Source organism: Variovorax sp. BGA-UO-ETr-C22, from assembly GCF_059567965.1.
Map to the genome: position 1 here is coordinate 645,658 of NZ_JCAQPA010000011.1, position 22,394 is coordinate 668,051.

The following is a 22,394-nucleotide window of genomic DNA, read 5'->3' on the forward strand; positions in this document are numbered from 1 at the left end:
GCGGCCGATCGACGCGGATGCAGAGCGTCGCTGAAAATCAATTCACCAGAACGTAGCCTATTGTGTTTTGGTACGAGTAACCAGCATTCAAACCCTCTTGATAGTCGGTTGTATCTAGGTGATCGTGATCTGCCGCTTTGTAAAATCGATACAAGGCGGTGAAGCCTGTGCGAGGCGTGGGAGAAATGAACCCGAAAGGGCCATCGAGATTTACGCCTTCGCAATTGGGGTCGCCTGAAATAAAGTGATCGCCGTCGCCGGTGACGCAGCGATATATCTGCACCATCGTTCCATCAAAATTGGTGGAGTGGATCTTGAATGCTGTTGCCTCGAAGTTGTACCCCGCACCAGCACCCTCTCCATATGTGGATGTTAGAAGATGGTCTTTGCCGTTGTAAAATCGGAATACAGGCATCGGCAGGCTACCACTTGAATATAGAGAATTTTGCGCTGCCATAACCTCATCCACAGTACCAATTGCTACATAGCAGGTGTAGGTGTGCTTTCCTGCGGAAATAGCACCTTCGCGAAAAACGCAATTAAACTTACTTGTCTCTCCCGGAAATCGAAAGCGTCCATAAAATCGGCCGCGCGTGAAGGGTGACGAGGCTGTGTGAGGGAGATCGAAAGAGGTAACGCCCATCGCGTGGCGTCCATCTTTTGTGGCAACTATCACGGGCCACGCCTGTTCGCCCATTTGTTCGGAGGGAGTGGATAACGTACTGGACAATGTGCGTTTGACGGGGTCGTAAATCCGAAACTCTGTAAAGTCCGGCGGCATATAGCCTGCTACAGCTTCGAAGGTGGCTTGTTGATGCGCTTCGGGCACATTGAATGAAGCCTCATAACGCACAACGTTTGGAATGCCTTGATAGCCAATCGACACTGATTTTTCAAATATATGGCCCGAGACGATTGTGGTATTTTGCGATACTGTGGCCCCACTATCAGCACATCCTTCATTGGGTGTCGTGTTTGGCGCTAACCAGAACGCCATGTTGGTGCTTGTTTGCAGCACGTTGTTCGGATTCGAGTAATTTATTGGCACGCTTGAACTGGTCAGTCCAACGCCATCTGCATCACGGCCAGCTTCAGTAGGATTGAAGCATTCCCCAAATCTATCGAAAGACGATGCTGATTGCAATTCGCGCCCATGATCCTTGGAGTTTATGTATTCTTTCCCGCGAAAAGTCACCGAATAAATTGCTCCTGCAAAGCGATCTGTTGATGCCGTAATGCGCAAGTTGGAGTTAAAAACGTTCTTCTGAATTGCTATGTCACTCGCCCAGACAGATTGGACTAAACCCAATATCGAGAGTGCTAGGCAGAGTTTGATTTTCATGTGAAGGGTTTAGGTTACAAGCGCAATGCTTGGACCAGCGGGGAAGGCTGGAGTCCGCCGAGCGGCTTTCGTGAGGTGATGGAAGACCGCCATCGGCGTCAAAGCCAGCTCGCGGTCGATTGTTAAGACTGTGGGCGATGGCGTCCAGCTCATTTCTGGCTGTAGATGTCGATGCTGCCAAGAATTGCAGACTCCCGGCTGGGAGCGCTCTTGGCTTTCGGGAGGACGGAGCTGACGAGCACCCAAGAAAAAGCCCGCACGAAGGCGGGCAAGGCGATCCCCGGAGGAGGGAGGATAGAGAGATGGGAATCGCGAAGTAAGTCTAACGGCTTAATGGCTCGAAGGGTGAGCGCCATGAAAAAGCCGCCTCGAAGGGAGGCGGCTGAAGGGGCACTGACTAGGGGTGAGAAGCCTAGGCTGCTTCGCCAGTACCGTATCCAGGCGAGTTCAAGCGCTCTTCGACGTCGTAGTTGAAATCCATATCGAGATCAATCTGCTGCTCGTCGGGATGTTTGCTATTCCAGATCATTTCATCGATCTTGAGGTGCACGGCATCGCCGACCATCTGTTGTCGGCGGTCTGAAAGGGAGTACAGCATTTGGGGACGGGTCGCATCCTCCATGTCGAACCAAAGCACCGCTTGACGACCGTCTTGGGTACGTTGGCGCATTGCATGGTTGGCACGGTACGACAGCCCGGTCTTCGGATCAGTGCGGTATTCTGCCCGCGCAGCATCAGCGAGCTGCGCTGCGAAGAGTTCGCGAGCAGTCTTGGGCTTCGGCATCGTAGCCCCTCGCTTGATGGCCCAATCGGCGACTTTATCCATGTCGACCGTCTTTTCGCCGGTCTCAGCCTTGTAGCGCTGGATCAGCGCTTGTAGTTGCTCATTCCTGTTCACGCTTACTCCTAGTGAATGCCCACCGGGGCAACATCGCCCCATCCATCGACAATCGCGCTCGGCAAGACGCGGCTGCGGATCTTTACAAGGTGCGACCTGAACAAGTCGTACCGACCAGTCTTGAATTGGATTTGGCCCGCGACGAGGGCCGGGTGCACGCCAAGCACCTTGGCGAGCCCAAGGAAATCCCGCTCCGGAAAGATCGGAGCTTTCCGCTTGATAAAGCTCTCGACTCGTGCAACGGGCGCACAGAAGTCAGATGCTGCAGCGTTCGCCAGCCGTTCTTCCTCACCAATCGCCGCGCCATTCATGTCGATGTCCAGCAGCGGCTCTTTCATGCCGTGTCTTTCCAGAACATGCTCCAACTCATGACGCAACACAAACCAGAAGTTGTCCATGCGATCGAATCGCATCGTCATACCGATAACGGGGGCGTGCTCGTTCAGCCAGAGGCAAACCCCATCAATCTTCGACGATTTCAGGCCTTCAACGAGTACGAGACGAATGCCGCACTCTTGGAGAATGCGAGGTGCATGCCTGGCTTCCTCGGGCGCGGATAGCAGCGCCTTTAGTTTCGGGATTGCTGCACGCGCTCTGCTCTCGTCATATCGAGGCACCAACAGCTCCTTTGCAATCTGCCGGACACGATAGAGCCAAGCAAGTTGGGCCATCGAAGGAGGGTCACCTGCAGAAGTCTTCTTCGCCGCATGAGGCGTAGCTGCAACCTGTGCGGGAGTCTGACCATCGAAGAACGAGAACAGCTCAGCCTCCACGCGCTCCATGTCGCGCACGTCGTCGACGTTGATCCATCGGCGCTGAATCAACTCCGCGACGGGGAGTTCGGCAAAGATCCGAGCTCGCGTTGCACGAGAAGGATCGGGCCTGCTGACGATGCGAGCACGAGCCAAGTCATACACCTGCTGCAATGCCAGAAACTTGGCGGCATCGACGTCGAACACCTCCTCGAGAGCGATTGCAATCTCTGCACTGACTGCCTGCTTGCCGGAAATGAGCTTGTTAAGCGTCGACTCGCTCATAGAGAGAACCGCGGCGAGAACGCGCTGGCTCCAGCCTCTCTCTCGAAGAAGAGCATCGATCAGATGCCCGGGGGTTTTGAAGTCTTCTTGCACGACCCCACTATAGATCAAAACTTGCGAAATTTCGAAATTTCGCAAGTTTTATCGATGCCTAGGTATCCGCCTAGGCGGCGTGCGTGCTGGTTTCGACCGTCTCGATATCGTTATGGGCCGTCTCGTGCGCCCTCACGAGCGTGAACATCGAGTTGCTTCCGCCGCTATGCAGTCTTGAAAGCCAAGATCTTTGCTCCTTGGCGCAGCTCGTCGAGGTGGTCGGCCCACAGCTGCATCATCTTGCGGCGCTTGACCACGAACTCCGCGCGATCGTAGGCGGCGCCAAGCGGGCCGCTCTTTCCATGCGCGAGCTGCGCCTCGATGACCTCGGGCTCGACGTCCATCTGTTCGACCATGATCGTGCGCGCCATCGCTCGGAAACCGTGGGCCGTCATCTCAGTGTTGTCGAAGCCCATGCGGCGCAGCGCTGTGTTCACGGTGTTGTCGCTCATCGGTCGTTCGCCGGTCAGCAGGCTCGGGAAAACGTACTGACCGTGACCCGTGAGTGGCTTGAGGTCGACAAGGACCTCGACGGCCTGCATTGGCAGCGGCACCAGGTGCGGGCGCCCGTTGATCTTTGCGGTCTTCGTACGCTTCATGTCCGCTGCCGGGATGGTCCATAGCGCCTTCTCGAGGTCGAGGTCCGACCAGCGCATTTGCCGGATGTTGCCGGGCCGCTGAAAGAGCAGGGCAGAGAGGTGCAGCGCTGCGCGCGTTGCAGGCTGGCCAGCGTATGCGGCGATAGCGCGCATGAGCTCGCCCGCCTTCACTGGCTCCAGCACCGCGGCCATGTGCTTGACCTGCACCGGCACCAGCGCGCCTTGCAGGTCGGGCGCTGGGTTGCTGGTGCACCGGCCGGTGGCGATGCCGTGGCGGAACACCTGGCCGGACCATTGGCGCAAGGTGTGCGCAGTCTCGTGCGCGCCGCGGGCCTCGATGCGACGGAGGACCTGCAGCAGCATCGGCGCCGTGATGCTGGATAGGGGCAGGCTGCCGAGCCAGGGGAACGCATCCTTCTCCATGATGGAAATCCAGCGCTCCGCGTACCGTGGGCTCCACGCCGAACTTTTGGTCTTGTGATACTCGCGCGCCACGGCCTCGAAGCTGGCGTCGGTGTCGACCTTGCGCTCGAGCTTCTCGAGTTGCCTGCGCTGCGCGGGGTCGATGCCTTGCTGTTGAATCTTGCGGGCGTCGTCGCGGCCGGTGCGCGCGGCCTTGAGGGTCACCTCGGGATAGCTGCCCAGGGCCAGTCGCTTTTCCTTGCCGTCGAAGCGGTACTTCCAGAACCACCGCCTTGAGCCGCTGGGCTCGATCTGCAGATAGAGGCCGCCGGAGTCGGCGAGGCGCAGCCGCAGCTTGTCGGCAGGGCAGTGGGTCTTCTTGCAGGCGGTGTCGGTGAGCATGGGGGAACAATTTCGGCGGCTGGGGCTAAAACTGTACCCGTTCCCCCGTTTGTTCCCCCAAATTGGAGGAATCTCAGCGGTTTCTCGTGATTGCTCGTGAAGCGAAATCACCTGCTTCTACAGAGGAGAAATGGCTGTTCGCGGCTCCTTGTGGGGGAACGTGGAGCCACTAAATGGCCTGCCCGGAGGGGATCGAACCCCCGACAACCTGCTTAGAAGGCAGGTGCTCTATCCAACTGAGCTACGGGCAGATTCCGGTCGAGAAGCGAGGGCCGGAGCCTTCGGTCCTCGGGCCGCAAGTGGTGCGGCAACAGACCCGAAAAATCAACGGTCTGGACGCTTCTGCCTCTGACCGGGGAAGCGCGGATTCTACCTACATCCCTCCATGCACGACGCCTTCGGCGGCGGTCGTTGAGAGGGCGAAAGGGCGGGGCTGGCGCGGGACGACACCCTGGCGGTCTCGGCGGCCTGCTTCGACACGAGCTGCTTCTTGCCGCAGGTGCTGCACCGGTAGAACCTGAGGGCCGGCAGCATCCTCATCCAGGTTCGCCGCTCGATGCGGCGAAGGCCGGCCAGGCCGCAGGAACATCGGAGAAACAGATTCAGCAGCATCACAGAAGAGTTCAAACCGGGAAGGTGTCGACACTCTTTCCCCGACGCTGCTTCGCGGTTTGCGCAACCGTGAAGCACCCGCGTTCGATTCTGTGGGGGCGCAGGGCGTGCAGCGAAAGGGCTGCACGCGCAACAGATTGCTAAGGAGGGCGTTTCGACCGTCCGATGCCTTTGTGGATCGCTGGGGCGGAGGGGGCGTCAGACGTTTTCCGAGCGGTACTTCCAGACCGCGTCGTTCACCGCGCGTTCGGACGCCAGTTGCTTCTTTCCGCAGGCGCTGCATTGGTAGAAGCGCAGGCTCGAGAAGAGTCGCATCCATGGCCGGCGCTCGATGCGTGCGAGATGCCTGAGGCCGCAAGAACAGCGCGAAAAGTAATTCAGCATCGGAAAAGGGTCCAGGGGTGAGGGTTCTGTTGCGACGTCCATCCCTGACTCAGCTCTTCGGCTTTGTAAACGCGATTCCGCTTACTTTGTAAACACGATCACGATTGGCTTGATTCTGCGTGAGCGCCGAGGGCCTCGCGGGTAGTTCCTTAAGAAAAAGGTTGTCTTGATGGTGTAACAACAAGGCAGCGGCGTTGCCCGATGTACGGAAAGCCGTGGGTCGTGCTACGAAACGTCTAAAGGGGCGTGAGATTCGCGGCGATCGCGACCGGCCCGGAAAAGAAAAAAGCCTGCAACGACTTTCATCGTTGCAGGCTTTCACTTTTCTTTTGGTCGGGGCGAAAGGATTCGAACCTTCGACCCTCTGGTCCCAAACCAGATGCGCTACCAGGCTGCGCTACACCCCGCCAAGCCTTCCATTCTAGCCCGAATAAGAGGCCGCTCAGCGCTTCTCGTACTGCGTCTTGCCAAAAAGGATCTCGCGCGCCTTGTCATCGGTGATGGGGCGGCGCAGGTCGGCCAGCACTTTCACGCCGCGCTGCACGGCGGGGCGCGCGGCGATGCCGTCGAACCAGGCCTTCAGGTGCGGGTAGTCGGTGAGGGTGATGCCCTGGTTTTCCCAGCTGCGCAGCCACGGGAAGATGGCGATGTCGGCAATCGAATAGCTCGTGCCGGCGATGAACTTGTGCTTGGACAGCTGCCGGTCGATCACGCCGTACAGGCGCCTGGCCTCGTTGGTGTAGCGGTCGACGGCATAGGCGATTTTCTCGGGGGCGTAGATGCGGAAGTGATGCGCCTGGCCGAGCATCGGGCCGACGCCGCCCATCTGGAACATGAGCCACTGCAGCACGTCGTAGCGTTCGCGGTCGCCCGTGGGCAAGAACTTGCCGGTCTTGCCCGCGAGGTACACGAGGATGGCACCCGATTCGAACAGCGAGATCGGCTGGCCGTCCGGTCCGTCGGGGTCGGTGATGGCGGGGATTTTGTTGTTCGGGCTGATCTTCAGGAACTCGGGCGCGAACTGGTCGCCGGTGCCGATGTTCACCGGGTGCGCGTGGTACGGCAGGCCGCACTCCTCGAGCATGATGTGAATCTTGTGGCCGTTCGGCGTGGGCCAGGAATAGACCTCGATGGGCGATGCGGGCATGTCGCGGGCTCCGGGGTGAGAGGGTTGTGACGGGAGAACGGCAGCATATACACGCGCTTCCAGACGCGTGCGGGTGCGGGCATTGGCCTTCCAGCCGCTGGTCATCCCACCTGTCGTTCGTGCGCGTTGCACCACATCCAGTGCTCGCCGGGCTCGATCGACTGGATCACCGGATGCCCTTCGGCCCGCGCATGCTTCGTGGCGTGGCGGTTCTTCGACGAGTCGCAGCAGCCCACATGGCCGCAATGCACGCACAGGCGCAGGTGCACCCAGGTGTCGCCGGTCTTCAGGCAGTCTTCACAGCCGCGGGGCGTGTGTGGTTGCGCAATGTCGGCGGGAACGTGTTCGCAAGCTTGGATGGGCATGGGTGTCTCAGGACAAGAAGCAGAAAAATTCAGGCCACGGCCGAGGCCGACGACAAATGCTGGTGAATGAGCGCCACCACCGCGGCGCCTTCGCCGATCGCGCCGCCCACCCGCTTGACCGAGCCCGAGCGCACATCGCCCACCGCGAACACGCCCGACACGCTCGATTCGAGCGCCGTGGCAGGGCGCGCCGGAAAGCCGCTGCTCGCGGCCGGGCCGGTCAGCACGAAGCCGTGCTTGTCGACCGACACGCCGCAGCCCTCGAGCCACGACGTCTCGGGCTCCGCGCCGACGAACAGGAAGATGTTGCGCGCGGGGCAGTCGTGCTCCTGGCCCGAGGTGTGGCAGCGCCACGTGGCGCCGGTCAGGCCTTCTTCGGGCGCGCCGTGCAGTCGCACGAGTTCGGTGTGCGGTTGCAGCGAGATGTTGGGCGTGGCCTCGATGCGGTCGATGAGGTAGCGCGACATGCTGGCCGCCAGCGACGGTCCGCGCACCAGCACGTTGACCTTGGCCGCATGGCGCGACAGGAACACCGCCGCCTGGCCCGCCGAGTTGCCGCCGCCCACCAGCGCCACTTCCTGCTGCGCGCAGATCTTCGCTTCGATGGCCGAGGCCCAGTACCAGATGCCGCGGCCTTCGAATTCGGCCAGGCGCGGCACGCCGGGGCGGCGGTAGCGCGCGCCGCTCGCAATGACGACCGTGCGCGCGCTGATCGTGCGGCCGTCGGTGAGCTTCAGCGCAAGGCTGTCCAGCGCGTTCTCGCGCGAGCAGTCGAGCGCCGCGACCTGCGCCGGGATCAGCATCTCGACGCCGAACTTCTGCGCCTGCACGAACGCGCGGCCCGCCAGCGCCTGCCCCGAGATGCCGGTCGGAAAGCCCAGGTAGTTCTCGATGCGCGCGCTGGCGCCGGCCTGTCCGCCGAAGGCGCGGCAGTCGAGCACGATCACGCGCAGCCCTTCGGAGGCCGCATACACGGCGGTCGCGAGGCCAGCCGGCCCGGCGCCGACCACGGCCACGTCGTAGAGCTCGTCGCGCGCCGCGGTGTCGACCATGCCGAGGCAGCGCGCCAGGCCTTCGTCGCTCGGGTTGACCAGCACCGAGCCGTCGGGGCAGACAGCGAGTAATTTGTCGGGGCCGTATTGGGCGAGCAGGGCGGCGGCATCGGCGTCGGCGGCGGCGTCGACCAGGTGATAAGGATGGCCGTTGCGGCGCAGGAAGTTCTCCAGCCGCGCCATTTCGGGCGAATCGGGCCGCCCGATCAGCACCGGCCCCGCCGCACCGGATTCGATGAGCGCCACGCGTCGCAGGATCAGCGCGCGGGTGATGCGCTCGCCCAGGTCGGCCTCGGCCACCAGCAGCGCGCGCAAGCGGTCCGGCGGCACGACCAGCGCCTCGACCTCTTCGTCGGCATGCCCGTCGACCAGGGCAGGGCGCCCGCTCAGCTGGCCGACCTCGGCGAGGAATTCGCCCGGCCCCTGGCGCGCGATCGGCACCACGTGGCCCAGGCCGTCGCGCTGCGTGACGGCGACCACGCCCTTGAGCAGCACGAACATGCCGGCGCCGGTCTCGCCGGCGGTGAACAGTCGCTCGCCGCGCGCAAAGCGCTGCACGCTGCCGAAGCTGGCGATGCGTGCCATCTCGGCGTCACTGAGGACGGGGAAAGTCTGGTGCAGGCGGCTGTTGGCGCCTGGTGCGTCGGTGGCCATGGGGTCGAACTCCGTGTCGCGAATGCCCCGCATTAGACGCCGAAGCGGCGCCAAAGCGACGCTGGCGCGCGTTGTAACAACGTCATGTGTCTGCCACGCCGCTGACATGCCGGTTTCATTGCGCGTGTCCAGACTCGGTCAGCAGAAAGGGATTTCCCATGAAAGAACTGCCGAACCCGACGTTTCCGCTCTCGCAGCTCGGACTGCGCGCAGCCTTGTGGCCCGCACCCGCGGCCGGAACCCCCGCCGTTGCTGCCGCTGCCGCCACCGTCGCCGCACTGGCCACCCGCACGTCGGTGCCCGAGGCGCCGCTGGCCGTCATCGTGCCGCCGGTGGTCGAAGCCAAGCCGGGCATCACGGTGAGCTGGGCGCGTCATCTGGATGACGTGCGCGCCGCGCAACGCCTGCGTCACGACGTGTTCGTCGGCGAGATGGGCGCACGCCTGACCACGCCGCTGGCCGGCCACGACATCGACCTGTTCGACGACTTCTGCGAACACCTGCTGGTGCGCGACGAACTCACGGGCCAGGTCATCGGCACCTATCGCGTGCTGACCCCCGCGCAAGCGCGCCGTGTCGGCAGCACCTACAGCGACACCGAATTCGACCTGACCCGCCTGCGCGACCTGCGCGAGCGCATGGTCGAGCTGGGCCGCAGCTGCGTGCACGCCGAGCACCGCCAGGGCGGCGTGATCCTCGCGCTGTGGGGCGCGCTGGCCGGCTTCATGCACCGCAACAAGCTCGACACGATGATCGGCTGCGCGAGCATTCCGATGTCGCACAACGGCGTGACCAGCGGCGACGCGGCGGCCAGCATCTGGCGCCAGCTCTCGGCCAGCCACCTCGCGCCCATTCAATACCAGGTGCAGCCGCGCCTGCCGCTGCCGGTCGAACGGCTCGACAGTGCACTCGACGTGGAACCGCCCGCGCTCATCAAGGGTTACCTGCGCCTGGGCGCCAAGGTGCTCGGCGCGCCGGCCTGGGACCCGGACTTCAACACCGCCGACCTGCCGATGCTGATGCGCATCGACGACCTGCCGGCGCGCTACCGCAAGCACTTCCTCGGCGCATGAAGCCGGCGGCCATCCGGCCCGACGCCGGGCCGCACGCTGCTTCGCTGTCGCCGAATGTGTCAGGTTCGCTCTCTGTAGGGCAGAGCGCGTCACGCGAATGTCATGGAACTGTCACGGACGAAGTTGACACTGTCATATTTCAGCCGTCGTGTTCTCCCGTGCCGCTTGCTCCAGAATCAGTGCCCATGCCCTCCCTCTCCGCTGACCCGTCGCGCGCCGGCGAAGCGCCTTCGTTCGCGTTGCTGGACCGCGACCACAGCATCCTCTCGTTCAACGAGCGCGTGCTCGACTGGGCCCACCGGCCCGAAGTGCCGCTGATCGAACGGCTGCGCTACCTGTGCATCGTGTCGTCGAACCTCGACGAGTTCTTCGAAGTCCGCGCCGCGCCGCACCTGAGCGCAGGCAGCGCCGGCGATCGCAAGGGCACCTACACGGTCGAATCCTTCGAGCGCTTGTCCGAAGCGGCCCATGCGCTCGTGGCGCGCCAGTACGCACTGTACAACGACGAGCTGATGCCGACCTTTGCCACGCACGGCATCCACATCGTGTCGCATGGCGAACGCAACCCGGCCCAGCGCAAGTGGGTCAGCGAGTATTTCGAGCGCGAAGTGCGCCCGCTGCTGATCCCCGTGGGGCTCGACCCGGCGCACCCGTTCCCGCAGGTGGCGAACAAGTCGCTGAACTTCATCGTGCGCCTGGGCGGCAAGGACGCCTTCGGTCGCGAGAACCCGATCCAGATCGTCAAGCTGCCGCGCGTGCTGCCGCGCCTGATCAAGATGCCGGCCAAGGTGTCGGACGGCAAGACGCTGTTCGTGGCGCTGTCGAGCGTGGTGCGCGCGCACCTGGCCAGCATGTTCCCGGGGCGCGAGGTGGGCGACTTCTCGCAGTTCCGCGTGACGCGCCACTCCGACCTCGCGGTCGACGAGGAAGACGTCAAGAACCTGCGCACGGCGCTGCGCCAGGGCCTGCAGCATCGCCACTACGGCCAGGCCGTGCGACTCGAGGTGTCGGCCAGCTGCGCCGAATCGCTCGCGAGCTTCCTGCTGGCGCAGTTCAACCTGCCGCCGCAGGCGCTGTACCGCGTGCACGGCCCGGTGAACCTGGCGCGGCTCACGCAGCTCATCGACCTGATTGGCGAGCCGCAGCTGCGCTTTCCTCCGTACGCGCCGTCGTTCCCCGTCACGCTGTCGCCCGCCCAGTCGTTCTTCGAGCGGCTGCAGCGCGGCGACGTGCTGATCCACCAGCCCTTCGAGAGCTTCGACGGCGTGCTCGCGTTCCTGCGCGAGTCGGTGCTCGACCCGCAGGTGCTGGCGATCAAGCAGACCATCTACCGCACCGGCGCCGACTCCGAGCTCATGGACCTGCTGCGCGAAGCCGTGCGCCGCGGCAAGGAAGTGACGGTGGTTGTCGAGCTGAAGGCGCGCTTCGACGAAGAGGCCAACATCAACTGGGCCGAGATGCTCGAGTCGATCGGCGCGCAGGTGGTGTATGGCGTGGTGGGCCTGAAGACCCACGCCAAGATGCTGCTGGTGACGCGCCGCGAGGGCAAGCAGCTGCGCCGCTACGGCCACCTGTCCACCGGCAACTACAACCCGCGCACGGCGCGGCTGTACACCGACATCAGCCACCTCACGGCCGACCCGGCGCTCACCGCCGACATGGAGGCCGTGTTCGTCCACATGGCCAGCCAGAGCCGCCTGCCCAAGCTCAACCGCATGTGGCTGGCGCCCTTCGACCTGCACAAGAACCTGGTCGCGCGCATCGATGCGCTGGGGCAGGCCGCCGCCAGCGGCGAGCCCACGCGCATCGTCGCCAAGATGAACGCGCTGACCGACGAGGAGATCATCGGCGCGCTCATCCGCGCGGGGCAGAAGGGCGTGAAGATCGACCTCATCGTGCGCGGCGCCTGCACGCTGCCGGCGCAGGTGCCGGGTCTCACCGACAACGTGCGCGTGCGCTCGGTGATCGGTCGCTTCCTAGAGCATTCGCGGGTGTTCTATTTCCGCCATGGCGAGGACGAGTCGCTCTACCTGTCGAGCGCCGACTGGATGAACCGCAACATGATGCGGCGCATCGAGCTGGCCTGGCCCGTGACCGACCCCAACCTGCGCCAGCGCCTCATCGACGAGTGCCTGGTGGCTTACCTGCACGATGGGCGCGACGCCTGGGACCTGGGCGGCGACGGCATCTACCGGCGTGTCGACCATGACACGCACCCCGGCGAGGCGGGTGCGTCCCCCGCGATCGAAGCGCATGGCGCCCAGGCCGCCTTGATGGGCCGCTATGCATCACGAGGAAACCACCGTGATGCGTCCGGCAATTGAAATTGAAGAAGAAGTTCGAAAGACGATGAGCATGGACTTGATCTTCTGGCGTCACGCCGAAGCCGAGGACTGGACCGAAGGGTGTGACGACATGCAGCGCTCGCTCACCCCGCGCGGCGAAAAGCAGGCCAAGCGCATGGCCACCTGGCTCGACCGGCAGCTGCCCGACGGCACGCGCATCGTGTGCAGCCCGGCGCGCCGCTGCGAGCAGACCGCGCTGGCACTGGGCCGCAAGTACAAGCTGCGCTCCGAGCTGTCGCCCGACACCACCCCCGACGCACTGCTGGCCGCCACGGGCTGGCCCAACGGCAAGTCGGTGGTGCTGGTGATCGGCCACCAGCCCTCGCTGGGCCAGGCCATCTCGATGCTGCTCGGCCTGAAGCAGGACAGCTGCCCGGTGCGCAAAGGCTCGCTGTGGTGGATCCGCACCCGCGAGCGCGACGGCGATGTGCAGACCGTCGTGGTGACGGTGCAGGCGCCCGAGCTTCTCTAGCTGCCGTCCCTCGCCGCGGACACCCCTGCCTGACGCTTGCGGACAGGCGCTTTGTCACGGTTGCGGGCAGAGCTGGCAGGGCGCTTGTCTCCCGGAAAAAGGGGCGAAGCACTCATGCGCGCGCGCGGCGCAATTTCTACAGTGTGACTCCACGGCAGCGTGCTTTTGACGCCGATGCGGGAAAGAAGCGGTGCCGGTCGACCACATCACTGGGGAAGACGCATGAAACCGCTCAACACACTGCCAGGAAGCTTCATGAACATGCTGCGTGCAGACGCGGACATGCGGTTGAAGGCGCTGTTTTTTCTGCTTGTTGCCGCAGCCCTGCTGTCGGGGTGTGCGATGAACACCGCCGCGCCTGTGCCACCGACCCGTCACGATGTCGCCCGGTCGATCGAGAAGGTCGAGCTCATCTACAACCAGGAAGACCAACTGATCGTCACGGATGGCGGCGGGTCGGGGCTGACGGGCTTCGCAGGGTTTCTGGGACCCCTCGCCGCGCTGGTGGCCATCTCCGTCGATACCAACAGCCGACTGACGATGGCCGCCCGGACCGACCAGCGCAGCAAGGAGTTCACGGCCGCAGTGAAGAACAGCGGAGTGACCATGGGGCTCAACAGGCAGTTCGCAGAGCGGCTGGCGGCGCGCCTGCGGGACAGTGGCCGCGAGGTGAAGCTGACGCCTTTCTTCCGTGCGACCGGAGAGCACGCGCAGATGCAGGTGCAGGAACTCCAGCCCACGCCCGGCTACAGCACATTGATCTTGCGGATCACGACGTCCTATGGCGCGGCCGATGCGACATCGAGCTTCAAGCCGTACGTCTGGGTGGAGCAGTTGCTGAGGGACGAGAAGCAGTCCGTCGTGGGCCAGACCTTGCAGGTCGCCGACGTGAGCGAGCCGACCTATCTCCTGTACGACGGCCTGCTCAAGGACACCGCAGGCGCTCGCGAAGGGTTGAAGCGCGGGCTTGACCAGATCGTGCAGCCGGCCTATGTCAGCCTGTTCGGGGAAGACGAGCCGCGCAAGGCCGGCGCTGCGGCAGTCACGCAGACGGCCGGCATCGACACGAAGTGAAACGGCTCAGGCGCCGCTGAGTTCCACGCGCCAGTTGCCGGTCTTTTGCCAGGCCAGCACTTCCTCGCGCAGCAGGTGCGCCGACTGCGGGTACATCTCGGCCCAGTCGGGCGCGCAGGCGATCGTGAAGGCCCTGGCACCGAGTGCCGCGAGGTTCAGCGCCTGCGGCTCGGGGTCGCGGCGCGCGTGGCACAGGATCACCGCCAGGCGCAGCGCCAGCAGCTGCATCACGAAGGTCTCGTCGTCCAGCGAGGCTTCGAGCTTGCGCAGCTTGCCGCGCTGGCCCAGCACCAGCTGGCCGAGGGCATGCAGTTCGTTCACTGCAAAGCCCGGCGCGTCGGTGTTGTCGAGGATGTAGGCGCCGTGCTTGTGGTAGTCGCTGTGCGACACCAGCGCGCCGATCTCGTGCAGCTGCGCGGCCCAGCCGAGCTTGCGCAATGCGCGGCCGGCGCGGCTCGAGGTGCTGCCGCCGCGCGCGGCGGGAGCCAGCTGCACGAACAGCGCGGCGGCGGTGTCGCTCACGCGCTTGGCTTGCGCCGGGTCGACCGCGAAGCGGGTGGCGAGCCGCGCCACGGTGGCGCTGCGCATGTCGGCCACGCTCTCGTCGCGTTCGAGCAATTCGTAGAGCACGCCGTGGCGCAGGGCGCCCTGGGCGACTTTCATTTCCTGGATGTCGAGCAGGTCGAACACCGCGCGCAGCACGCTCAGGCCGCCGCCGATCACGGCCTTGCGGTCTTCGCGCATGCCGTCGATGCGCAGCTTGTCGATGCTGCCGGCCTTGAGCAGGCGGTCGAGCAGCCAGTCGAGGCCGTCGCGCGTGACAAGGCCGGCTTCGCCGCCGGCTGCCGCGAGCACGTCGCCCACCGCGCCGATGGTGCCGGAGGCACCGTAGGCCACGTCCCATTGGTCGCGGGTGTAGCTGGAGAGCGCGTCGTCCAGCACGGCCTTGGCCGCGACTTCGGCGGCGCGAAAGGCGGGGGCGGTGAACTGGCCTTCGCCGAAATGCTTCATCGACCAGGCGACGCTGCCCACGCGGTACGACTCCATGCGCTCGGCCTCGAGCGCGTGGCCGATGATCATTTCGGTGGAGCGCCCGCCGATGTCGATGACGAGGCGGCGTTCCTGGTCGGACGCGTCGGTGTGTGGCAGGTGGTGTGCCACGCCCTGGTAGATCAGGCGGGCTTCTTCCCGGCCCGGGATCACGTCGATGCCGAAGCCCAGGATGGTGCGCGCGCGCAACAGGAACTCTTCGCGGTTGCGCGCTTCGCGCAAGGTCTGGGTGGCCACGGCGCGCACCTGCGAGCGCTTGAAGCCGGCCAGCCGTTCGCCGAAGCGGGCGAGGGCGTCCCAACCGCGCTGCATGGCTTCGGTCGTGAGGTTGCGGGCGCTGTCCAGGCCGTTGCCCTGGCGCACGGTTTCCTTGAGGTACTCGGTGCGGTGGATCTGTCCGTGGTCGACCTGGCCGATTTCCAGCCTGAAGCTGTTCGAGCCGAGATCGACCGCTGCGAGGCGGGTGCCGTTTTGCATGTTGTAGTGAAGAGGGCGGTTCTCTGATCGTAGCGCCGTGACAGCAGGCGCCGCCTCCCAAGTCACGTCACGGCGAGGGCTGGAGGTTAGGCGGGATGAATGACGGTTGTGTGACAGCGTCACACACAACAGGGGTGGCGCAGCGGCATTTTCCCTCGACAGAAGGGGTGTCACATCGATGTCACAAAAGCTTTTTAGAGTCCGTTCGAGCCCCCAAAGGGACTACTTCTTACTTCTCAAGGAAGCTTTATGAAAACGACGTTCAAATTTGCAACCGCCGGCCTCGTGACCGCGCTGTTCTCCATTTCCGCCTTTGCACAAGACGTGACCGGCGCCGGCGCCAGCTTCCCCGCACCGCTGTACGCGAAGTGGGCTTCCGACTTCAACAAGGCCACCGGCGTCAAGATCAACTACCAGTCGGTCGGCTCGGGTGCCGGCCTCAAGCAGATCGAAGCCAAGACCGTCGACTTCGGCGCTTCGGACGCTCCCCTGAAGGACGACGAGCTGCAAGCCAAGGGCCTGATGCAGTTCCCCACCGTCATCGGCGGCGTGATTCCCGTGGTGAACATCCCCGGCATCAAGCCGGGCGAGCTGAAGCTCAACGGCCAGGTGCTGGGCGACATCTACCTGGGCAAGATCACCAAGTGGAACGACCCGGCCATCAAGGCACTGAACGCGTCGCTGGCCCTGCCTGACGCCGCCATCGCCCCGGTTCGCCGCGCCGACGGTTCGGGCACCAGCTTCCTGTTCACCAACTACCTGAGCAAGGTCAACGCCGAGTGGAAGTCCAAGGTCGGCGAAGGCACGGCCGTGAACTGGCCCACCGGCGCGGGTGGCAAGGGCAATGAAGGCGTCGCCGCTTTCGTGAACCGCCTGCCCAACTCGATCGGCTACGTCGAGTACGCCTACGTCAAGCAGAACAAGATGACCTACGCCCAGCTGCAGAACGCCGCCGGCACGTTCGTCTCGCCCGACGACAGCGCCTTCAAGGCCGCCGCCGCCGGTGCCGACTGGAACAAGAGCTTCTACCAGGTGCTGACCAACCAGGCCGGCAAGGATTCGTGGCCCATCACCGGCGCCACCTTCATCCTGATGCACAAGGTGCAGGACAAGCCCGCCAGCGCCACCACCGTGCTGAAGTTCTTCGACTGGGCCTACAAGGGCGGCGACAAGACGGCCGACGAGCTGGACTACGTGCCGATGCCCGACGCCGTGAAGGCCACCATCGCCAAGGCATGGGGTGAAGTGAAGGACGCATCGGGCAAGCCGGTCGCGTTCAAGTAAGAAGCAACCCTTCATCCACCCTCCAGGACGGCGCGCCCATGAGCAACTCTTCGCTCCAGGACGCGCCGCTTTCGTCTTTGCCGGAGCGACCCGTGTCATCCACCTTCCCCGCTGCTGCCGCCTCCCTCGACCTCGCGGCCGAGCGCGCGCGCACCTCCGCCGCTCCTCCGCCGCCCGTCAAGGCGGCACGTTCCGGCCCCATGGCCGACCGCCTCTTCGGCTGGGCCGCCAAGGGCGCCGCGCTGCTGACGCTCGCGATGCTGATCGGCATCCTGCTGTCGCTCGTTGCCGGCGCCTGGCCCGCCATTTCGAAGTACGGCCTCGGCTTCCTCACGAGCAGCGTGTGGGACCCGGTGAAGGACGAGTACGGCGGCCTCGTGATGATCTACGGCACGCTGGCCACCTCGTTCATCGCACTGGTGATCGCCGTGCCGGTGAGCTTCGGCATCGCGCTGTTCCTGACCGAACTCTCGCCCAACTGGCTCAAGCGCCCGTTGGGCACCGCCATCGAACTGCTGGCTGCCGTGCCGTCCATCGTGTACGGCATGTGGGGCCTGCTGGTCTTCGGCCCCATTCTTTCCACCTGGGTGCAGCAGCCGCTGCAAAAGCTGCTGGCTGGCGTGCCGTACCTCGGTGCCCTGGTGTCCGGCCCGCCCGTGGGCATCGGCATCCTGTCGGCCGGCATCATCCTGGCGATCATGATCATTCCGTTCATCGCCTCGGTGATGCGCGACGTGTTCGAAGTGACGCCCGCGCTGCTCAAGGAGTCGGCCTACGGCCTGGGCTCCACCACCTGGGAAGTCGTCTCCAAGGTCGTGCTGCCCTACACCAAGGCCGGCGTGATCGGCGGCATCATGCTCGGCCTGGGCCGCGCACTGGGCGAGACCATGGCCGTCACCTTCGTGATCGGCAACATGAACCAGCTCAACTCCCTGTCGGTGTTCGAGGCGGCCAACAGCATCACCTCGGCCCTCGCCAATGAATTCGCCGAAGCCGGCGCGGGCCTGCACCAGGCTGCGCTGATGTACCTCGGCCTTGTGCTGTTCTTCATCACCTTCGTCGTGCTGTCGCTCTCGAAGATGCTGCTGGCCCAGATGAAGAAGAGCGAAGGAACCAAGTCGTGAGCACCGCGCAAAACCTGATCAACGCCAAGACCCTGGCAGAGACGCGCCAGGCGAAGTTCGCCGCGCGCAACCGCGTCAACAAGATCGCCCTCACGCTGTCGCTCGCCGCGATGGCGTTCGGCGTGTTCTGGCTCGTGTGGATCCTGTGGGAAACGCTGCGCCAGGGCGTGGGCGGCCTGGCACTCGCCACCTTCACCGAGATGACGCCGCCGCCGAACGAGGCGGGCGGTATCGCCAACGCCATCTTCGGTTCGTTCGTGATGGTGATGCTGGCGACCTTCGTGGGCACGCCCATCGGCATCATGGCCGGCATCTACCTGGCCGAGTACAACCCCAAGGGCCTGCTGGCCTCGGTCACGCGCTTCGTCAACGACATCCTGCTGTCGGCGCCCTCGATCGTGATCGGCCTGTTCGTCTACGCGGTGGTGGTGGCCTACTTCAAGACCTTCTCGGGCCTGGCCGGCGCGCTGTCGCTGGCGCTCATCGTGATTCCGGTGGTGATCCGCACCACCGAGAACATGCTGCAGCTGGTGCCGCCGGGCCTGCGTGAAGCGGCCTACGCACTGGGCACGCCGAAGTGGAAGGTCATTCTCAGCATCACGCTGCGCGCCGCGCGCGCCGGTGTGGTCACAGGTGTGCTGCTGGCCGTGGCCCGCATCGCCGGCGAAACCGCGCCGCTGCTCTTCACCGCGCTGAACAACCAGTTCTGGACCGCCGACGTGAGCCAGCCGATGGCCAGCCTGCCGGTCACGATCTTCAAGTTCGCCATGAGCCCGTACGAGAACTGGCAACAACTGGCCTGGGCCGGTGTGTTCCTGATCACCGTCGCCGTGCTTGCCCTCAACATCCTGGCGCGCGTGCTGACGCGCAACAAACACTAAATCAAGAAGGCGCCAACATGCCAAACACCGTCGCACAACAACAACCGTCGCGCTCGAAGATCTCGGTCAAGGACCTGAACTTCTACTACGGCAAGTTCCACGCGCTCAAGGGCATCAACCTGGAGATCCCCGAGAACAAGGTCACGGCCTTCATCGGCCCGTCGGGCTGCGGCAAGTCGACCCTGCTGCGCACCTTCAACCGCATGTTCGAGCTGTACCCCGAGCAGCGCGCCGAAGGCACCATTGCGCTGGACGGCGAGAACCTGCTCACGTCCAAGCAGGACGTGGCGCTGATCCGCGCCAAGGTCGGCATGGTGTTCCAGAAGCCCACGCCGTTCCCGATGTCGATCTACGACAACATCGCCTTCGGCGTGAAGCTGTTCGAAAATCTGTCGGCCAGCGAAATGGACGACCGCGTCGAGTGGGCCCTGAAGAAGGCAGCCCTGTGGACCGAAGTGCGCGACAAGCTGCAGCAAAGCGGCTCGGGCCTCTCCGGCGGCCAGCAGCAGCGCCTGTGCATTGCACGCGGCATCGCGATCAAGCCCGAAGTGCTGCTGCTCGACGAACCGTGTTCGGCACTCGACCCGATCTCGACCGCAAAGATCGAAGAGTTGATCGCCGAGCTGAAAAACGAGTACACCGTGGTCATCGTGACCCACAACATGCAGCAGGCCGCCCGCTGCAGCGACTACACCGCCTACATGTACCTCGGCGACCTGATTGAGTTCGGTGCCACAGAACAGATGTTCTTCAAGCCGCAGCGCAAGGAGACCGAGGACTACATCACCGGCCGCTTCGGTTGAAGTCAAAGGAAACACCATGACCGAGAAACACCTTTCCAGCCAGTTCGACAGCGAACTCAACGGCGTCTCGTCGCGCGTGATGGAGCTCGGCGGCATGGTCGAGTCGCAGATCCACCAGGCCGTGTACGCCCTGCTGCAGTTCGACGCCGAAGCCGCCGACCGCGTGATGGAGACCGAGCACCGCGTCAACGCGATGGAGATCGAGATCGACCGCGAACTGTCGTCGATCATCGCCCGCCGCCAGCCCACGGCACGCGACCTGCGCCTCTTGATCGCCATCAGCAAGACTACCGCCAACCTGGAGCGCGTGGGCGACGAGGCCAACAAGATCGCGCGCATGGTCAAGTCGATCATCGAGAGCGGTTCGGCCCGCCAGCTGCCCACCACCGAGCTGCGCATTGCCGCCGACCTGGCCTCGAACCTGCTGCGCACCGCGCTGGACGCCTTCGCGCGCCTGGACACGGCCGCCGCGCTGTCGATCCTCAAGGACGACGACCTCATCGACAAGGAGTTCGACGGCTTCGTGCGCAAGCTGGTCACCTACATGATGGAAGACCCGCGCACCATCTCCGCCAGCCTGGACCTGCTGTTCCTGGCCAAGGCCATCGAACGCATCGGCGACCACGCCAAGAACATCGCCGAGTTCATCATCTACATCGTCAAGGGCGCCGATGTGCGGCACACTTCGATGGAGGAAATCGAGTCGGCATTGCAGTGACGACCGTCGCCGCAAAGACTCCCCATAACGCATGAAGAAACCAAGAGTCCTGATCGTCGAAGACGAATCCTCGATCGCCGAGCTGATCGCCGTCAACCTGCGCCACAACGGCTTCGAGCCGATCTGGTCCGAAGACGGTGCCGCCGCCCAGCGTGAAATCGACGCCTTCCTGCCGGACCTGATCCTGCTCGACTGGATGCTGCCGGGCCAGAGCGGCCTGCAGCTCGCGCGCCAGTGGCGCAAAGACCCGCGCACCAAGGCCATCCCGATCCTGATGCTCACGGCGCGCGGCGACGAGCCCGACAAGGTCGCCGGCCTCGATGCCGGGGCCGACGACTACATCACCAAGCCGTTCTCCACGCAGGAAATGCTGGCGCGCATCCGCGCTGTGCTGCGCCGCCGCGCGCCCGAGGTGGTGACCGAGCGCGTCGAGATCGGCGAACTGGCCCTCGACACCTCCACCCACCGCGTCACTTGGCAGGGCGGGGCACTGAAGGTCGGCCCGACCGAGTTCAAGCTGCTGGCCTACCTGATGCAGCATGCCGAGCGCGTGCACAGCCGCGCGCAGCTGCTGGACAAGGTGTGGGGCGACCACGTCTACATCGAGGAACGCACGGTCGACGTGCACGTCAAGCGCCTGCGCGAGTCGCTGGGCGTGGCTGCGCCGATGGTGGAAACCGTTCGCGGAGCGGGTTACCGGCTGACGGCCCAAGTCACAGTGTGAGCAGCGCCGTGAGCCTCGGCGGCGGGCGCGGATAATCGCCCGCCATGCCTTTTCGTATTGCTACTTTTTTAATAGCGTCCCTCGCAATTGCGGCGGGCGCTGTCGGCCTTTTCGGCTGGAAGTACGGCTGGCTGGGCGCCTGGCTGGGCGCGGTGCTCTGGCTGGGCTTCGATGCCTGGCGCGCCGAACGCCTGCTGCGCGTGCTGCGCAACGACGCGGCCGGGCTGCCGTCGCGCGGGCCGGGCGTGTGGGGCGAGCTTTCGGAGCGCATCCGCAAGCTGCTGCGCGACCGCGAACAACAGACCCGGCAGGCCGAAGACCGGCTGCAGGAGTTCCTGGCCGCGATCCAGGCGTCGCCCAACGGCGTGGTGCTGCTCGACGAGCAGGGCCGCATCGAGTGGTGCAACCAGACGGCGGCGGGCCAGTTCGGCATCGATGCCGAGCGCGACCTGCTGCAGCACCTGGCGAACCTCGTGCGCGATCCGGCGTTCGTGGCCTACCTGGCCTCGTGGAACTACAGCCGCGACGTCGTCATCGACGCGCCTGGTCTCGTGCATGCACAGCATCGCGGCCATCCGGTGCGGTTGTCGGTGCAGGTGCATCCCTACGCCGGCAACCGGCGCATGCTGCTCACGCGCGACATCACGGCGCTGGAGCAGGCCGAGGCGATGCGGCGCGACTTCGTGGCCAACGTGTCGCACGAGATCCGCACGCCGCTCACGGTGCTGGCCGGCTTTGTCGAGACGCTGCAGAACCTGCCGCTGGATGCCGACGAACGCACGCGCTACCTGTCGCTGATGGGGCAGCAGTCGCACCGCATGGAAACGCTGGTGAACGACCTGCTGACGCTGTCGCGCCTCGAAGGCAGCGCGGCGCCGTCGGGCAACCAGTGGGTGCGCATGCGCGCGCTGCTGGCGCAGTGCGAGGACGAAGGGCGCGGCCTGTCGGGCCGGCTCACGCCGCAGGGGCACCGGCTCACGTTCACGTCCGAGGCCGAGTCCGAACTGTCGGGCGCGCCGACCGAGTTGCAGAGTGCGATGTCGAACCTCGTGAGCAACGCCATCCGCTACACGCCCGGTGGCGGCGAGGTGGTGGTGACCTGGCGGGTGCTGCCTGACGGGCGCGGCGAATACGCCGTGCGCGACACGGGCCCGGGCATTGCCGCCGAACACATTCCGCGGCTCACCGAGCGCTTCTATCGCATCGACCGCAGCCGCTCGCGCGAGACCGGCGGCACGGGACTGGGGCTGGCGATCGTGAAGCACATCGCGCAGCGCCACGGCACCGAGCTGCGGATCGAAAGCACGGTGGGCAAGGGCAGCCGCTTCGCGTTGCTGTTCCCGGCGACGCGCGTGCGCGAAGCGCGCGTGATGAGTAAGTAA

The 22,394-nt window shown here is 64.7% G+C and carries 20 protein-coding genes and 2 tRNA genes; 11 read left to right on the top strand and 11 right to left on the bottom strand.

The window, feature by feature from the left end; all coding sequences use genetic code 11:
- Positions 1 to 37: 37 nt before the first annotated feature.
- From AC57B8_RS22930 to AC57B8_RS22975, 10 genes are all read right to left on the bottom strand, one after another.
- The gene (locus tag AC57B8_RS22930; protein ID WP_496480858.1) at positions 38 to 1,342 is read right to left on the bottom strand and encodes a hypothetical protein; all 1,305 of its coding nucleotides are present in this window, start codon (positions 1,340 to 1,342) and stop codon (positions 38 to 40) included.
- A 412-nt stretch (positions 1,343 to 1,754) separates the two neighbouring features.
- Positions 1,755 to 2,240, bottom strand: coding sequence for a hypothetical protein (locus AC57B8_RS22935; protein WP_496480859.1), 486 nt, complete (start codon positions 2,238 to 2,240; stop codon positions 1,755 to 1,757).
- A gap of 8 nt (positions 2,241 to 2,248) precedes the next feature.
- The gene (locus AC57B8_RS22940; protein ID WP_496480860.1) at positions 2,249 to 3,370 is read right to left on the bottom strand and encodes a HigA family addiction module antitoxin; all 1,122 of its coding nucleotides are present in this window, start codon (positions 3,368 to 3,370) and stop codon (positions 2,249 to 2,251) included.
- A gap of 164 nt (positions 3,371 to 3,534) precedes the next feature.
- Positions 3,535 to 4,773 carry a tyrosine-type recombinase/integrase gene (locus AC57B8_RS22945; RefSeq protein ID WP_496480861.1) on the bottom strand — a complete coding sequence of 413 codons (1,239 nt, stop codon included), beginning with the start codon at positions 4,771 to 4,773 and terminating at the stop codon, positions 3,535 to 3,537.
- A gap of 174 nt (positions 4,774 to 4,947) precedes the next feature.
- Positions 4,948 to 5,024: transfer RNA gene (locus AC57B8_RS22950), tRNA-Arg, on the bottom strand.
- A gap of 559 nt (positions 5,025 to 5,583) precedes the next feature.
- Positions 5,584 to 5,811 (bottom strand): hypothetical protein, encoded by a 228-nt coding sequence (locus tag AC57B8_RS22955; protein ID WP_139140219.1) that lies wholly within the window; start codon positions 5,809 to 5,811, stop codon positions 5,584 to 5,586.
- 288 nt (positions 5,812 to 6,099) lie between these two features.
- Positions 6,100 to 6,176: transfer RNA gene (locus AC57B8_RS22960), tRNA-Pro, on the bottom strand.
- 35 nt (positions 6,177 to 6,211) lie between these two features.
- Complete coding sequence (locus tag AC57B8_RS22965; RefSeq protein WP_095745562.1) at positions 6,212 to 6,916, bottom strand: glutathione binding-like protein; 705 nt, start codon at positions 6,914 to 6,916, stop codon at positions 6,212 to 6,214.
- A gap of 101 nt (positions 6,917 to 7,017) precedes the next feature.
- Positions 7,018 to 7,281, bottom strand: coding sequence for a UBP-type zinc finger domain-containing protein (locus AC57B8_RS22970; protein WP_496480862.1), 264 nt, complete (start codon positions 7,279 to 7,281; stop codon positions 7,018 to 7,020).
- A gap of 29 nt (positions 7,282 to 7,310) precedes the next feature.
- Positions 7,311 to 8,987, bottom strand: a complete 1,677-nt coding sequence (locus tag AC57B8_RS22975) for an FAD-dependent oxidoreductase (RefSeq protein WP_495264178.1) — start codon at positions 8,985 to 8,987, stop codon at positions 7,311 to 7,313.
- 158 nt (positions 8,988 to 9,145) lie between these two features.
- Between AC57B8_RS22975 and AC57B8_RS22980 the strand changes: the two genes are divergently transcribed.
- The 4 genes from AC57B8_RS22980 to AC57B8_RS22995 all read left to right on the top strand — a co-directional run bounded on the left by AC57B8_RS22980 (position 9,146) and on the right by AC57B8_RS22995 (position 13,951).
- Positions 9,146 to 10,060: a GNAT family N-acetyltransferase gene (locus AC57B8_RS22980; RefSeq protein WP_159271573.1), complete on the top strand. Its 915-nt coding sequence runs from the start codon at positions 9,146 to 9,148 to the stop codon at positions 10,058 to 10,060.
- Positions 10,057 to 12,384, top strand: a complete 2,328-nt coding sequence (gene ppk1 / locus AC57B8_RS22985) for a polyphosphate kinase 1 (protein WP_496480863.1) — start codon at positions 10,057 to 10,059, stop codon at positions 12,382 to 12,384. Before AC57B8_RS22980 ends, ppk1 begins: the two co-directional genes overlap by 4 nt.
- Before the next feature lie 31 nt (positions 12,385 to 12,415).
- Positions 12,416 to 12,877 (top strand): SixA phosphatase family protein, encoded by a 462-nt coding sequence (locus AC57B8_RS22990; RefSeq protein ID WP_062473174.1) that lies wholly within the window; start codon positions 12,416 to 12,418, stop codon positions 12,875 to 12,877.
- A gap of 222 nt (positions 12,878 to 13,099) precedes the next feature.
- The gene (locus AC57B8_RS22995; protein ID WP_496480864.1) at positions 13,100 to 13,951 is read left to right on the top strand and encodes a hypothetical protein; all 852 of its coding nucleotides are present in this window, start codon (positions 13,100 to 13,102) and stop codon (positions 13,949 to 13,951) included.
- A gap of 6 nt (positions 13,952 to 13,957) precedes the next feature.
- Here the strand turns inward: AC57B8_RS22995 and AC57B8_RS23000 are convergent, their stop codons facing one another.
- On the bottom strand, positions 13,958 to 15,478 hold the full coding sequence (locus AC57B8_RS23000; RefSeq protein ID WP_062473146.1) for a Ppx/GppA phosphatase family protein: 1,521 nt from the start codon (positions 15,476 to 15,478) through the stop codon (positions 13,958 to 13,960).
- Positions 15,479 to 15,727: 249 nt separating this feature from the next.
- Here AC57B8_RS23000 and pstS point away from each other — a divergent pair, with 249 nt between their 5' ends.
- The 7 genes from pstS to phoR are packed head-to-tail and all read left to right on the top strand — an operon-like array spanning position 15,728 to position 22,394.
- Positions 15,728 to 16,762, top strand: a complete 1,035-nt coding sequence (gene pstS / locus AC57B8_RS23005; protein ID WP_062473144.1) for a phosphate ABC transporter substrate-binding protein PstS — start codon at positions 15,728 to 15,730, stop codon at positions 16,760 to 16,762.
- 38 nt (positions 16,763 to 16,800) lie between these two features.
- Positions 16,801 to 17,886, top strand: a complete 1,086-nt coding sequence (gene pstC / locus AC57B8_RS23010; protein WP_095745556.1) for a phosphate ABC transporter permease subunit PstC — start codon at positions 16,801 to 16,803, stop codon at positions 17,884 to 17,886.
- Positions 17,883 to 18,767 carry a phosphate ABC transporter permease PstA gene (pstA, locus tag AC57B8_RS23015; RefSeq protein ID WP_082818044.1) on the top strand — a complete coding sequence of 295 codons (885 nt, stop codon included), beginning with the start codon at positions 17,883 to 17,885 and terminating at the stop codon, positions 18,765 to 18,767. Before pstC ends, pstA begins: the two co-directional genes overlap by 4 nt.
- Positions 18,768 to 18,784: 17 nt before the next feature.
- Positions 18,785 to 19,570 carry a phosphate ABC transporter ATP-binding protein PstB gene (gene pstB, locus AC57B8_RS23020; protein ID WP_056580144.1) on the top strand — a complete coding sequence of 262 codons (786 nt, stop codon included), beginning with the start codon at positions 18,785 to 18,787 and terminating at the stop codon, positions 19,568 to 19,570.
- Positions 19,571 to 19,586: 16 nt separating this feature from the next.
- A complete protein-coding gene (gene phoU, locus AC57B8_RS23025; RefSeq protein WP_062473142.1) occupies positions 19,587 to 20,288 on the top strand; it encodes a phosphate signaling complex protein PhoU in 702 nt (233 codons plus the stop codon).
- A 31-nt stretch (positions 20,289 to 20,319) separates the two neighbouring features.
- On the top strand, positions 20,320 to 21,012 hold the full coding sequence (gene phoB, locus AC57B8_RS23030; RefSeq protein WP_062473140.1) for a phosphate regulon transcriptional regulator PhoB: 693 nt from the start codon (positions 20,320 to 20,322) through the stop codon (positions 21,010 to 21,012).
- A gap of 44 nt (positions 21,013 to 21,056) precedes the next feature.
- Positions 21,057 to 22,394: a phosphate regulon sensor histidine kinase PhoR gene (gene phoR, locus AC57B8_RS23035; protein ID WP_496480865.1), complete on the top strand. Its 1,338-nt coding sequence runs from the start codon at positions 21,057 to 21,059 to the stop codon at positions 22,392 to 22,394.